Raw genomic sequence first — 14,408 nt, 5'->3', positions numbered from 1 at the left:
CGCCCCGGCCATGTTCACCCGAGCGCCTTTGCCAGCAGCGTAATCGGATGCTCGCAGCGCTTGCTGGTGGACATCTCAATCTGCCACTTGCAGGTTTCGCAGTCCGTCACCACGATATCCGCGCCGCTCTCCTCAATCTGACGGAACAGCGGAGCGCCAATCGCCTGCGACGTTTCGTAGTTTTCACGCTTAAAGCCGTAGGTTCCCGCAATCCCGCAGCAGCGTGAGTCCAGCACCGTCAGCTCCAGCCCCGGAATTAACCGCAGCAGCTCAAGCGTATAGAGTGACCAGCCCATTTTTTCCATATGACACGGCGTGTGGTACACCACTTTCAGGGGTAATTTCCCCAGCGGCAACGTCTGTCCTCTGTCCAGCTTGCGCCACAGGAAGCGCGTCGCCAGCTCGATGTGCTCGCGCAGGCCGGTGTTATCCACATCCAGCAGATGCGGATACTCGTCGCGCAGGGTGAAGGTGCAGGTGGATGAGGTCGCCAATACCGGTATGCCTTTCTCGACAATCGCCTCGCGCAGGGAGGTGACATTGCTTTGAGCCTGCCTGCGTGCTTTATCGGTAAACCCGTTGGCAATCAGCGGCACGCCGCAGCACTTTTCTTTATTCAGTAGCTGAACGCCCGTTCCCATGGCGTTCAGCACCTTCAGCAGATCTTTACCCAGCTGCGGGTGGTTGTAATTCACGTAGCAGCCGTGGAAAAAAGCCACCTGCTCGGCGTACTGCGCCTGCTCCGCCGCCACGGATTTATACCAGCGGCGGAAGGTGCCGTGAGAATATTTTGGCAGGCTGCGGTGATGGTCTATCTTCAGCGTGGCATCCAGCAGCTGGCGCACCGGCTTGAGAGCGGTCGCGGCATTCACCAGCGGGGCAAACGGCGTCGAGACGCTGCCCATCAGATCGGTGTGGCTCAGAATCGCGTCCCGCAGCGACGGCTTTTGCGTGCTGTAGCGCGCCCGGGCGCGCTGGATAATATCGCCGATTTTCACATCCGACGGGCAGGCGACTTCGCAGCGTTTGCAGTTGATGCAGTATTTCAGCGCTTCATCGTACAGCTTGCCGTCCTTCAGGCGCAGACGCTCGCCGTCCGGCCCGGCCTGCTTTGGCCCGGGATAGCGTGGGTTCACGCCGCTGACCGGGCAGACGGTGGTACACACCGTGCATTTGATGCAGCTTTCAAAACGGGTATCGTTCATTGTTCAGCCTCCGTGCGCTGGCTAATCTGCTCTGCCACATACAGCGCCGTGACGGCGCAGACTCCGCCACCGCATCCCTGGGTAATGGGATCGTACCCGCCCAGCAGCGAGCCGATGGCAAAGAGATTACTGACGGGCTTACCGGCAAGCTGCGGATGCAGGTGGTTATCGACAATCACGCCGAACTGCTGCCAGGGCTGCGGCGAGAAGAAATCACTCTGATACCAGTCCGCGCGGGAGGCTCGCTGGCGAACATCCAGCCCCATAATGGCTTCCCGGATGCCCTCCCGGCTGCTCAGCAGCCCGTTGCTGAAGAAGCTGCCGCTTGCCAGCACCGTATAGCGGGCGCGAAGCGGAATATCGTCGTGGCTGCGCGTCCAGATTTCGCTCACCGCGCCGTCTGTCAGGGTGATTTTTTTCACTTCATCACCTGCCATCCAGACGCCACCCTGCGCAACAAACTTACGCTGGAGCTGGGTATGCAGGCGAATGCCGGGGACAGACGGGGGCAGCGTGGGCAACAAACCGAGCGTGCAGGGCAGACGGTCTGAGAGCCAGCGCCAGAGTCGGTTGTCGTTCAGGCCAAAGCACGTGGGCATCAATAGCGCATCGCATCCTGCCGCAAGCGGGCTGAGCGCCTCATACAGCAGCGGCCATTTGTCCTCGTTATCCAGAAAACGGGCGATATTCACCGCGCGAAATTCGCTCGGGTTATCGCGCAGGACATCAAGCTCAGGCAGCTCTATCTCTGCCGTTTCGGCGTTAACGCCCTGGCGACAAAGTGACGCCGCCGCGAGATGGGGCTGAAAATCCAGAAAGCCGCTAATCCCTACCACCCGCACGCGTCCCGCGCGAATGGGGGCAACGGGCACTTCCTCCGGGCTGAGCCAGGCGGAACGCAGGGTGCCGAGCGGCGTAACGCGCTGGTGATTGAACCTGGCGCTGCCCTGCAGACGCGCGCCGCACTCCGCCAGCAGCGCTTCGGTTTCCAGCGCAAAGCGGTCAATATGCTGTGCGCCAACCAGGTGATAAGGGTGCTCCGGCGGCAGCTTATCGCGGTACGCTTCGTCCACCAGATCCAGCGAGCCCGACGAGAAGTGCAGGGCGCTCTGCCCCCGGGTGATAATGGCGCAGCGCAGCCCCTGCTTCGTGAGCTTAATGCCGCAGAGCAGGCCCGCCAGCCCGCCGCCGACAATCACGGTATCAAATTTCATCGTGTTGCTCCTTCTCCAGACCGCAAAGCCCCTGGTAGACCCAGCGGGTAAATTCACTTTCACGCAGGGCATCGCCCCAGGCGACAGGCTGAATGCCTTTCCAGCGCTCGTTTAAAAACGCGCTGAGCTGATCGAGCGACTGGGTGGCGGTGGTGGTATGAAAACGCTGCAGCAGCCCCGCAGCACGGCAGGCGCACAGTTCGCCCTGACAGGTCCCCATTCCGACGCGGGTGCGGCGGCGGAGATCGAGCAGGCTGTTGACCGTCAGGTTCTCCACCGCGTACTGCACCTCACCGGCCGTCACGGCTTCGCACTCGCACACCAGGCTGCGGCTCAATCTTCCTTCACCAAGCCACGGTGGCGTTCTGTCGCCGTGGCGGTATACCGCGGACCCGCGCAGCGGCGCGGGCAGGGAGATGATTTTCTGCAGCGTTTTTTCGGTGGACTGACGCGATCCCGGCAGCGGCTGTTCTGCCGTGACGCACGGCTCGGTATTTCCGAGCTTGCGGCAGACGGCATCGGTCGCCCACTCGGCCATCAGGCGATAGGTCATCAGCTTGCCGCCGGTGATGGTGATAAACCCGTCCATGCCGTCGCGCGCGGCGTGATCGAGCAGCACGATGCCCCGGCTGACGTTCCGTCCGCTCGGGTCGTTGTCGCTGGCGACCAGTGGACGCACGCCCGCGTAGGCGCGCAGAATGCGCGTCTGGGCCATCACCGGGGCCAGTTTTTCCCCTTCGCGCAGCAGGATGTCGACCTCTTCGGCGGTCACGCGGTTGTAGTCTATCTCGCTGTAGTCCACGTGCGTTGAAGTCGTACCGATTAACGAAATGGTATCGCCCGGGACGAGGATATCGGCGTCAGACGGCTTGCGGCAGCGGTTAATCACGTGGTTATTGATGCGGTGGTCGAGGATCAGCAGCGAGCCTTTCGCCGGGAACATGCGCACCGACAGGTCCGCGTATTCCGCAATACGCTGGCCCCAGATCCCCGCCGCGTTGACCACTACGGCGGCATACAGCTCGCCGTGCTCGTTGTACTGCGTATCAAACACCCGCACCCCACAGATGCGATGACCTTCGCGAATAAGCCCGGTCACTTCATGTCCGGTCAGAATGCGTGCGCCATGCTCACGGGCGTCCAGCATGTTGGCGGCGGTCAGGCGAAACGGATCGACGGTACCGTCAGGGACTTTAACCGCGCCAATAAGCGCCGGGTTGACCGACGGTTCCAGCCGCCGCGCCAGCGCCGGATCCATGGCCTCCGCCTGAATGCCCGCGGCAGTGCAGGCGGTAATAAAGGTCTCCTGAAAGGCGAGGTCATCTTCGGGAAGGGTAATAAAGATGCCGTCGGTCGGCTCAATGCAGTGGCGTGCGATACGCTTGAGGATCTGGTTTTCAGCAATACATTCGCGCGCGGATTCCGCGTCGGTGACCGCATACCGGGCGCCGCTGTGCAGCAGGCCGTGGTTCCGTCCGGTTGCGCCCGTGGCGATATCATGGCGTTCCAGAAGCGTAACGCTTAAGCCGCGAAGGGCGCAATCGCGCGCGATCCCGGCGCCGGTTGCGCCACCACCAATGATTATCACATCACTATAACGAGGATCGTGACTGGTCATTGTTTACCCTCTATGTTCGTTTTTTATCATTTAGCCATAGTAATTTTGTGGTTTGTTTGATTTCGAACATAAACGCGCGGAATTCGAAAGTGAAACGTGATTTCATGCGCTTTTTTGCGCATTCTGTCATATTTCTGTAACAATCTGTGCGTTGATTCACAGTAACAATCACCGTGATTTCTTAACATCCCCGCCTCTGGAATTCAGGTGCGAGCCACCTGCTCATTCATTTCAAGGCCACGGAGGCTGTTATGCTCAGTATCTTCAAACCTGCGCCCCACAGGGCGCGTCTGCCAGAGGCAGAAATAGATCCGCTCTATCGCCGTCTGCGTTGGCAAATCTTCCTGGGGATCTTCTTCGGGTATGCGGCGTACTACCTTGTACGTAAAAACTTCGCGCTCGCCATGCCGTATCTGGTGGAGCAGGGCTTCTCCCGCGGCGATCTGGGGTTCGCGCTGTCAGGGATATCCATCGCCTACGGTTTTTCCAAATTCATCATGGGTTCCGTGTCGGATCGCTCGAATCCGCGCGTGTTCCTGCCTGCCGGTCTGATCCTGGCGGCAGCGGTGATGCTGTTTATGGGCTTTGTGCCATGGGCAACCTCCAGCATTGCCATCATGTTCGTGCTGCTGTTTCTCTGCGGCTGGTTCCAGGGAATGGGGTGGCCGCCGTGCGGACGCACCATGGTGCACTGGTGGTCGCAGAAAGAGCGCGGCGGCATCGTGTCGGTGTGGAACTGCGCCCATAACGTGGGCGGCGGTATTCCGCCGCTGCTGTTCCTGCTGGGGATGGCCTGGTTCAACGACTGGCACGCGGCGCTCTACATGCCTGCCTTTGGTGCCATTCTGGTGGCGATTATTGCTTTCGCCCTGATGCGCGATACGCCGCAGTCCTGCGGCCTGCCGCCGATTGAAGAGTACAAAAACGACTATCCGGATGATTACAGCAAGGAGCACGAAGAGGAGCTGACCGCAAAACAGATCTTCATGAAGTACGTCCTGCCGAACAAGCTGCTGTGGTACATCGCGGTCGCCAACGTGTTCGTTTACCTGCTGCGCTACGGCATCCTCGACTGGTCGCCAACCTACCTGAAAGAGGTGAAGCACTTCGCGCTGGATAAATCCTCCTGGGCGTACTTCCTGTATGAATACGCCGGGATCCCAGGCACGCTGCTTTGCGGCTGGATGTCGGACAAGGTGTTTAAGGGTAACCGCGGTGCGACGGGCGTCTTCTTTATGACCCTGGTGACTATCGCAACGGTAGTGTACTGGCTCAACCCGCCGGGAAATCCGGGTGTGGATATGGCCTGTATGATCGTCATCGGCTTCCTGATTTACGGTCCGGTGATGCTGATCGGTCTGCACGCGCTGGAGCTGGCGCCGAAGAAAGCGGCGGGAACGGCGGCGGGCTTTACCGGCCTGTTCGGCTACCTCGGCGGTTCGGTCGCGGCGAGCGCCATCGTGGGCTATACCGTTGACTTCTTCGGCTGGGACGGCGGCTTTATGGTGATGATCGGCGGCAGCGTGCTGGCGGTACTGCTGCTGGTTGTTGTGATGATCGGTGAAAAACGTCACCACGCGGAAGTGCTGGCGCGTCGTCAATAAGGAGCTTTGCGATGAAATTAACTCAGTTAGCAACCGGCTTGCTGCTGGCGGGCCTGATGACAGGCTCCGCGCTGGCGGCGGATAAAATCGTTATTGCCCACCGAGGTGCGAGCGGCTATCTGCCGGAGCATACGCTGCCGGCAAAAGCGATGGCCTATGCGCAGGGGGCGGATTACCTGGAGCAGGATCTGGTGATGACGAAGGACGACCAGCTGGTCGTCCTGCACGACCATTATCTTGACCGCGTGACGGACGTAGCAGAGCGTTTCCCGGATCGCGCCCGCAAAGATGGCCGCTTCTACGCCATTGACTTCACGCTGGCGGAGATCCGCTCCCTGAAGTTCACCGAAGGCTTCGAGATTGAAAACGGCAAGAAGGTGCAGGTCTATCCGGGACGTTTCCCGATGGGCAAATCTGACTTCCGGATCCATACCTTCCAGGAAGAGATTGAGTTTGTTCAGGGACTGAACCACTCCACCGGTAAAAACATCGGCATCTACCCGGAAATCAAAGCCCCATGGTTCCACCATCAGGAAGGGAAAGACATTGCCGCGAAGACGCTGGAGGTGCTCAAACAGTACGGCTACACCAGCAAGCAGGACAAAGTCTACCTGCAGTGTTTTGACGCCGCCGAGCTGAAGCGCATCAAAACCGAGCTGGAGCCGAAGATGGGGATGGATCTCAATCTGGTGCAGCTGATTGCCTATACCGACTGGAATGAAACCCAGGAGAAGCAGCCGGACGGCAAGTGGGTGAACTACAGCTACGACTGGATGTTTAAGCCGGGTGCGATGAAGCAGATTGCGCAGTACGCCGACGGCATCGGGCCGGATTACCACATGCTGGTGGCGGAAGGCTCAACGCCGGGACACGTGAAGCTGACGGCGATGGTGAAAGAGGCGCATGCCAGCAAGATGCAGGTGCATCCGTACACCGTGCGTGCAGACCAGCTTCCGCCGTATGCCACGGATGTGAATCAGCTTTATGAGGTGTTATATAACCAGGCGGGCGTGGACGGACTGTTTACGGATTTCCCGGATAAAGCGGTGAGCTTCCTGAAGGATAAACGCTGAAATTGCCGGGTGGCGGCTGCGCCTTACCCGGCCTACGAACTGCGGTTTTGTAGGTCGGATAAGCGAAGCGCCACCCGACACATTCACATCTCGATCTCGATATCGCCTTTTGCCCGGCAGCAGCAGGGCAAAATTTCCCCTTCGTTGATAAAGGCTAGCGGTTCGGTCAGCCAGTCCACCTGGCCGGCGACCAGACGGCAGCGGCAAGAGCCGCAGTAGCCGGAACGACACTGGTACTCTACTTCGACCTGATGCGCCTCAAGCGCCACCAGCAGAGAAGGGTGCTCTTCCCGACACAGTACCTCAGTGCCGGAAAGACTTAACGTGACGCGTGACATCAGAGCTGGAAGTCGCTCAGGTCGTCGGTGTTGACTTCAGAATCAATCTGACCGACCAGATAAGAACTTACTTCCACTTCCTGCGGCGCAACCTGCACGTTATCGGACACCAGCCAGGTGTTGATCCACGGGATCGGGTTAGAGCGCGTCTGGAACGGCAGGTCGAGACCGACCGCCTGCATGCGGATGTTGGTGATGTACTCAACGTACTGGCACAGGATGTCTTTGTTCAGGCCAATCATGGAGCCGTCGCGGAACAGGTAGTCTGCCCACTCTTTCTCCTGCTGAGCCGCCAGCACGAACAGGTCGTAGCACTCCTGCTTGCACTCTTCGGCGATTTCCGCCATTTCCGGATCGTCCGTGCCGCTGCGCAGCAGGTTCAGCATGTGCTGGGTACCGGTGAGGTGCAGGGCTTCATCGCGGGCAATAAGACGGATGATTTTGGCGTTGCCTTCCATCAGCTTGCGCTCGGCAAAGGCGAAGGAGCAGGCGAAGCTGACGTAGAAGCGGATCGCTTCCAGCGCGTTAACACTCATCAGGCACAGGTACAGCTGCTTTTTCAGCGCGCGCAGGTTCACGGTGATGGTTTTGCCATCCACGTTGTGGGTGCCTTCGCCCAGCAGGTGCCAGTAGCTGGTCATCTCGATCAGCTCGTCGTAGTAATGGGCAATGCCTTCCGCGCGCTTCTGGATCTGCTCGTTGGTGACGATATCGTCAAACACCACCGCCGGATCGTTCACGATGTTGCGGATGATGTGGGTGTAAGAGCGGGAGTGGATCGTCTCAGAGAACGCCCAGGTTTCCACCCAGGTTTCCAGCTCAGGAATCGAGATCAGCGGCAGCAGCGCCACGTTCGGGCTACGGCCCTGAATGGAGTCCAGCAGCGTCTGGTACTTCAGGTTGCTGATGAAGATATGTTTTTCGTGATCCGGCAGAGACTGGTAGTCAATACGGTCGCGGGAGACGTCCACTTCTTCCGGACGCCAGAAGAAGGAGAGTTGCTTTTCAATCAGCTTTTCGAAGATGTCATATTTTTGCTGATCGTAGCGTGCCACGTTGACCGGCTGGCCGAAGAACATCGGCTCTTTGAGCTGGTCGTTTTTCGTCTGTGAAAAGGTGGTATATGCCATGAGTGTGTCCTAAAAACGTAGGCCGGGTAAGCGTAGCGCCACCCGGCATTTACATTAGATCTTACATGCGCCGCTTTCGCAGCCATCGTCCTGAATTGACGGAACCAGGTCGTCCTGCGCGTCTTCCGCACCGTCACGGGTGTTGTGATAGTACAGCGTTTTCACGCCAAATTTATAGGCGGTCAGCAGGTCTTTCAACAGCTGCTGCATCGGCACCTTGCCGGACGGGAAGCGCGTCGGGTCATAGTTGGTATTGGCAGAGATCGACTGGTCGATAAACTTCTGCATGATACCCACCAGCTGCAGGTAGCCGTCGTTGTTTGGCATTTCCCACAGCAGCTCGTAGTTGTCACCCAGCGTCTCGTAATCCGGCACCACCTGACGCAGCACGCCATCTTTCGAGGCTTTGATGCTGACGTGGCCGCGCGGCGGCTCAATACCGTTGGTGGCGTTAGAGATCTGCGAAGAGGTCTCGGACGGCATCAGGGCAGAGAGCGTGGAGTTACGCAGGCCGTGAGTCTTGATGGACTCGCGCAGGCCTTCCCAGTCGAGGTGCAGCGGCTCGCTGACGATCGCATCCAGGTCTTTCTTGTAAGTGTCGATTGGCAGAATGCCTTTCGCGTAGGTGGTTTCGTTGAACCACGGGCACGCGCCTTGCTCTTTCGCCAGCTCGTTGGACGCTTTCATCAGGTAGTACTGAATCGCTTCGAACGTCTGGTGCGTCAGGTTGTTGGCGCTGCCGTCGGAGTAACGCTTGCCGTTTTTCGCCAGCCAGTAGGCGAAGTTGATCACGCCGATACCCAGGGTACGACGCCCCATCGCACCGCGTTTCGCGGCCGGGATTGGGTAATCCTGGTAGTCCAGCAGGGCGTCGAGCGCACGAACCGCCAGCACGGCCAGCTCTTCCAGCTCGTCCAGGCTCTTGATGGCACCCAGGTTGAACGCGGACAGCGTACACAGCGCAATTTCACCGTTTTCGTCGTTCACGTCTTCCAGCGGTTTGGTCGGCAGGGCGATCTCCAGGCACAGGTTAGACTGGCGCACTGGTGCAACCACCGGATCAAACGGGCTGTGGGTGTTGCAGTGGTCAACGTTCTGGATGTAGATACGGCCGGTAGAGGCACGTTCCTGCATCATCAGGGAGAACAGGTCCACCGCCTTCACGCGCTGCTTGCGGATGCTGTCGTCTTTTTCGTATTTGGTGTACAGACGCTCGAATTCGTCCTGATCGGCGAAGAACGCGTCGTACAGGCCCGGGACGTCGGACGGGCTGAACAGGGTGATCTCTTCGCCCTTCAGCAGACGGGTGTACATCAGCTTGTTGATCTGCACGCCGTAGTCCATGTGACGCACGCGGTTGCCTTCAACACCACGGTTGTTTTTCAGGACCAGCAGGCTTTCCACTTCCAGGTGCCACATAGGGTAGAACAGGGTCGCAGCACCGCCGCGCACGCCGCCCTGAGAGCAGGATTTTACCGCCGTCTGGAAGTGCTTATAGAACGGGATACAGCCGGTGTGGAATGCTTCACCGCCGCGAATCGGGCTGCCCAGCGCACGGATGCGACCGGCGTTGATGCCGATACCGGCACGCTGGGAAACGTATTTCACGATGGCGCTGGACGTGGCGTTGATGGAATCCAGGCTGTCACCACACTCGATCAGTACGCAGGAGCTGAACTGACGGGTTGGGGTGCGCACGCCAGACATGATTGGCGTCGGCAGTGAAATCTTGAACGTCGATACCGCATCGTAGAAACGCTTCACGTAATCCAGACGGGTGTCACGTGGATAGTTAGAGAACAGGCAGGCGGCCACCAGAATATAGAGGAACTGGGCGCTTTCGTAGATCTCACCGGTTACACGGTTCTGAACCAGGTATTTGCCTTCGAGCTGCTTCACCGCCGCGTAGGAGAAGTTCATGTCGCGCCAGTGATCGATAAACCCGTTCATCTGCTCGAACTCTTCTTCCGTATAGTCTTCCAGCAGATGCGTGTCGTATTTGCCCAGCTCAACCATTTTCACCACGTGATCGTAAAGCTTCGGCGGCTCAAACTGGCCGTAGGCTTTTTTACGCAGGTGGAAAATCGCCAGACGTGCAGCGAGGTACTGATAATCCGGTGCTTCGCGGGAGATGAGGTCCGCCGCCGCTTTAATGATCGTTTCGTGGATATCAGACGTTTTGATGCCGTCGTAGAACTGGATGTGTGAACGCAGTTCAACCTGGGAGATAGATACGTTGTTCAGTCCTTCTGCTGCCCAGTCGAGAACTCGATGGATTTTGTCCAGATTGATACGCTCGGTAGTACCGTCGCGCTTTGTCACCAGCAGACTCTGATTCATGTGGGGTTTACCTGTCCGTGAAATAAAAAAATATCCCCCGCTTATCCACAGAACCGTCTTGTGACTAACTCTGTGGATAAATACTACATATAGGGGGTTTGCGATAAGAAAAACGCTATATGGTGAGTATTCTAGTAAGGATTCTTTTCAGTACAAGGGTTGATTTTGACGTTAAATTGAGGTTGTGAAAGGGTAAAAAAGGCTAAGTCCTCGTACCGTAAGGCCTGGAAGACATGTCAATAATTAAGAAAAAAAATTCAAAATTTGATCGAGTGCTGATTTCTTCAACGGGCGGTCAGAATTGCGCAACATGATGTCGCGCAATCTTTATAAGAATAACGAATGACGTTAGTCGTTTTTGGCGGTTGTATGCAACATATAGTTAACATCAACGCCCGGTGCGAGTTTGAATTTATTGGTCAGCGGATTGTAGTGCAGGCCGGTGATGTGCTGCTCCTTGAGCCACGTCTGGTCGACCCAGCCTAACAGTTCGGCAGGCTTGATGAATTTCTTCACGTCATGTGTGCCTTTCGGCACCATGCGCAGCACATACTCCGCGCCAACGACGGCCATCAGCCAGGCTTTACCGTTGCGGTTGATGGTCGAGAAGAAGACCTGTCCACCCGGTTTCACCAGTTTTGCACAGGCGTGCACCACGGACTGCGGATCGGGAACGTGTTCCAGCATCTCCATGCAGGTCACCACATCGTACTGATGAGCATGTTTTGCCGCGTGTTCTTCCACGGTTTCCTGCACGTAGTCCACCTGTATGCCAGACTCCAGCGCATGAAGACGAGCAACCTGCAGCGGTTCAAAGCCCATATCCAGGCCCGTGACGTTCGCCCCTTCGCGCGCCATGCTTTCCGCCAGGATACCGCCACCGCAGCCGACGTCGAGCACTTTTTTACCGAACAGACCGCCGGAACGCTCCGCAATATAGCCCAGACGCAGCGGGTTAATACGGTGCAGCGGTTTGAACTCGCCTTCGAGATCCCACCAGCGGGACGCCACCGCTTCAAATTTGGCAATCTCTTCGTGGTCAACGTTGTGAGCCACCGGGGATTTTTCGGCATTCATGGGCGCTTTTACTCCTTATTTAGCAAGACGAATGAGTATATCAGGCAATCCCTGTGAATAAAGCGTATAGGTTTACCTCAATCACCTCGGCTGTGTTATAATTTGCGACCTTTGAATCCGGGATACAGTAGAGGGATAGCGGTTAGATGAGCGACCTTGCGAGAGAAATTACACCGGTTAACATCGAGGAAGAGCTGAAGAGCTCCTATCTGGACTATGCGATGTCGGTCATTGTTGGCCGTGCGCTGCCGGACGTCCGCGATGGCCTTAAGCCGGTACACCGTCGCGTACTATACGCCATGAACGTATTGGGCAATGACTGGAATAAAGCCTATAAAAAATCTGCCCGCGTCGTCGGTGACGTCATCGGTAAATATCACCCGCATGGTGATACCGCCGTTTATGACACCATCGTTCGTATGGCGCAGCCATTCTCCTTGCGCTACATGCTGGTAGATGGTCAGGGTAACTTTGGTTCAGTCGACGGCGACTCCGCTGCGGCGATGCGTTATACGGAAATCCGTATGTCGAAAATCGCTCATGAGCTGATGGCCGACCTGGAAAAAGAGACCGTTGATTTCGTCGATAACTACGACGGCACCGAGCGCATCCCAGATGTGATGCCCACCAAGATCCCGAACCTGTTAGTGAACGGTTCGTCCGGTATCGCGGTCGGTATGGCAACCAACATTCCGCCGCACAATATCACCGAGGTGATCAACGGCTGTCTGGCTTATATCGACGATGAAGATATCAGCATTGAAGGGCTGATGGCACACATCCCGGGCCCGGACTTCCCGACGGCGGCGATCATCAACGGTCGTCGCGGCATTGAAGAAGCGTACCGTACCGGCCGCGGCAAGATTTACATCCGTGCCCGCGCTGAAGTAGAAGCGGACGCCAAAACCGGCCGTGAAACCATTATTGTTCACGAGATCCCGTATCAGGTGAACAAAGCGCGTCTGATTGAAAAAATCGCCGAGCTGGTAAAAGAAAAACGCGTTGAAGGCATCAGCGCGCTGCGTGACGAGTCTGATAAAGACGGTATGCGCATCGTGATTGAGATCAAACGCGACGCGGTGGGTGAGGTTGTCCTGAATAACCTGTACTCCCAGACGCAGCTTCAGGTCTCCTTCGGTATCAACATGGTTGCGCTGCACCATGGTCAGCCGAAGATCATGAACCTGAAAGAGATCCTGAGCGCGTTCGTCCGTCACCGACGTGAAGTGGTGACCCGTCGTACCATCTTCGAACTGCGCAAAGCGCGCGACCGTGCGCACATCCTTGAAGCGCTGGCGGTTGCGCTGGCCAACATCGACCCGATCATCGAGCTGATCCGTCGTGCGCCAACCCCGGCGGAAGCGAAAACCGCGCTGGTTTCCCGTCCGTGGGATCTGGGCAACGTCGCCGCGATGCTGGAACGTGCGGGCGATGACGCGGCGCGTCCTGAATGGCTGGAACCTGAGTTCGGCGTGCGTGACGGTCAATACTACCTGACTGAACAGCAGGCCCAGGCGATTCTGGATCTGCGTCTGCAGAAACTGACCGGCCTTGAGCATGAAAAACTGCTCGACGAATACAAAGAGCTGCTGGAACAGATTGCTGAGCTGCTGCATATCCTGGGCAGCGCAGAGCGCCTGATGGAAGTGATTCGCGAAGAGCTGGAGCTGGTCCGCGATCAGTTCGGCGACGAGCGCCGCACCGAAATCACTGCCAACAGCGCGGACATCAACATCGAAGACCTGATCAACCAGGAAGACGTTGTGGTGACCCTGTCTCACCAGGGCTACGTGAAGTATCAGCCGTTAACGGACTACGAAGCACAGCGTCGTGGCGGTAAAGGTAAATCTGCAGCACGTATTAAAGAAGAAGACTTTATTGACCGCCTGCTGGTGGCGAACACCCATGACACGATCCTCTGCTTCTCCAGCCGCGGTCGTCTGTACTGGATGAAAGTCTATCAGCTGCCGGAAGCAAGCCGTGGCGCACGTGGTCGTCCAATCGTTAACCTGCTGCCGCTGGAAGCGAACGAACGTATCACCGCCATTCTGCCGGTACGCGAGTACGAAGAGGGCGTGAACGTCTTTATGGCGACCGCCAGCGGTACCGTGAAGAAAACCGCGCTGACCGAATTCAGCCGTCCGCGTTCTGCCGGTATTATCGCCGTGAACCTGAACGAAGGCGACGAGCTGATTGGCGTGGATCTGACCTCCGGTTCTGATGAAGTCATGCTCTTCTCTGCGGCCGGTAAAGTGGTGCGCTTCAAAGAAGACGCCGTCCGTGCAATGGGCCGTACCGCGACGGGCGTTCGTGGTATCAAACTGGCTGGCGAAGACAGCGTTGTTTCTCTGATTATTCCGCGCGGTGAAGGGGCTATCCTGACCGTCACGCAGAATGGTTACGGTAAACGTACGGCGGAAGGGGAATACCCAACCAAGTCTCGCGGCACGCAGGGCGTTATCTCCATCAAGGTGACCGAGCGCAACGGTTCCGTTGTCGGCGCGGTGCAGGTAGACGATGCCGACCAGATCATGATGATCACCGATGCCGGTACGCTGGTGCGTACCCGCGTGTCTGAGATCAGCGTGGTGGGTCGTAACACTCAGGGCGTGATCCTCATCCGTACAGCGGAAGATGAAAACGTGGTGGGTCTGCAGCGCGTTGCCGAGCCGGTGGATGACGAAGAGCTCGACTCCATCGACGGTAGCGTCGCGGAAGGCGATGAGGACATCGCGCCAGAAGCCGACACCGACGATGACGTAGCGGATGACGCTGACGAGTAATGTCTCCTGATGTAAAAAAGGGCCGG

General features: G+C 57.6%; 10 protein-coding genes. 3 read left to right on the top strand and 7 right to left on the bottom strand.

Annotated features, from left to right (window positions below; translation table 11 throughout):
* Positions 1-14 precede the first annotated feature (14 nt).
* Genes glpC through glpA form a run of 3 tightly spaced genes read right to left on the bottom strand, consistent with a single transcriptional unit; the run spans position 15 to position 4,037 of the window.
* Positions 15-1,205, bottom strand: coding sequence for an anaerobic glycerol-3-phosphate dehydrogenase subunit GlpC (gene glpC / locus ACVCAM_RS07700; RefSeq protein WP_248244601.1), 1,191 nt, complete (start codon positions 1,203-1,205; stop codon positions 15-17).
* Entirely contained in the window at positions 1,202-2,419 is a 1,218-nt protein-coding gene (gene glpB, locus ACVCAM_RS07695) for a glycerol-3-phosphate dehydrogenase subunit GlpB (protein WP_248244600.1), read from the bottom strand. Before glpB ends, glpC begins: the two co-directional genes overlap by 4 nt.
* Positions 2,409-4,037 carry an anaerobic glycerol-3-phosphate dehydrogenase subunit A gene (gene glpA / locus ACVCAM_RS07690; protein WP_025913158.1) on the bottom strand — a complete coding sequence of 543 codons (1,629 nt, stop codon included), beginning with the start codon at positions 4,035-4,037 and terminating at the stop codon, positions 2,409-2,411. The genes glpB and glpA overlap by 11 nt, the downstream gene beginning before the upstream one ends.
* Before the next feature lie 251 nt (positions 4,038-4,288).
* Between glpA and glpT the strand changes: the two genes are divergently transcribed.
* Positions 4,289-5,641, top strand: a complete 1,353-nt coding sequence (glpT, locus tag ACVCAM_RS07685) for a glycerol-3-phosphate transporter (RefSeq protein WP_025913159.1) — start codon at positions 4,289-4,291, stop codon at positions 5,639-5,641.
* 11 nt (positions 5,642-5,652) lie between these two features.
* Positions 5,653-6,714 carry a glycerophosphodiester phosphodiesterase gene (glpQ, locus tag ACVCAM_RS07680; RefSeq protein WP_021241540.1) on the top strand — a complete coding sequence of 354 codons (1,062 nt, stop codon included), beginning with the start codon at positions 5,653-5,655 and terminating at the stop codon, positions 6,712-6,714.
* An 83-nt stretch (positions 6,715-6,797) separates the two neighbouring features.
* On the opposite strand, the gene yfaE is transcribed toward glpQ, so the two are convergent.
* The 4 genes from yfaE to ubiG form a co-directional block, all read right to left on the bottom strand.
* Complete coding sequence (gene yfaE / locus ACVCAM_RS07675) at positions 6,798-7,052, bottom strand: class I ribonucleotide reductase maintenance protein YfaE (protein WP_008500234.1); 255 nt, start codon at positions 7,050-7,052, stop codon at positions 6,798-6,800.
* Positions 7,052-8,182 carry a class Ia ribonucleoside-diphosphate reductase subunit beta gene (nrdB, locus tag ACVCAM_RS07670; RefSeq protein WP_025913162.1) on the bottom strand — a complete coding sequence of 377 codons (1,131 nt, stop codon included), beginning with the start codon at positions 8,180-8,182 and terminating at the stop codon, positions 7,052-7,054. Before nrdB ends, yfaE begins: the two co-directional genes overlap by 1 nt.
* A 54-nt stretch (positions 8,183-8,236) precedes the next feature.
* Entirely contained in the window at positions 8,237-10,522 is a 2,286-nt protein-coding gene (nrdA, locus tag ACVCAM_RS07665) for a class 1a ribonucleoside-diphosphate reductase subunit alpha (protein WP_008500237.1), read from the bottom strand.
* Between the two features lie 348 nt (positions 10,523-10,870).
* Positions 10,871-11,599 carry a bifunctional 2-polyprenyl-6-hydroxyphenol methylase/3-demethylubiquinol 3-O-methyltransferase UbiG gene (ubiG, locus tag ACVCAM_RS07660; protein ID WP_025913163.1) on the bottom strand — a complete coding sequence of 243 codons (729 nt, stop codon included), beginning with the start codon at positions 11,597-11,599 and terminating at the stop codon, positions 10,871-10,873.
* A 146-nt stretch (positions 11,600-11,745) separates the two neighbouring features.
* Here ubiG and gyrA point away from each other — a divergent pair, with 146 nt between their 5' ends.
* A complete protein-coding gene (gene gyrA / locus ACVCAM_RS07655; protein WP_008500239.1) occupies positions 11,746-14,382 on the top strand; it encodes a DNA topoisomerase (ATP-hydrolyzing) subunit A in 2,637 nt (878 codons plus the stop codon).
* Positions 14,383-14,408 lie beyond the last annotated feature (26 nt).

This window comes from Enterobacter sp. CFEC122 (genome assembly GCF_052983755.1).
The sequence above is the reverse complement of the archived record's forward strand: the minus strand, read 5'-3'. Positions and strand labels throughout refer to the sequence as shown.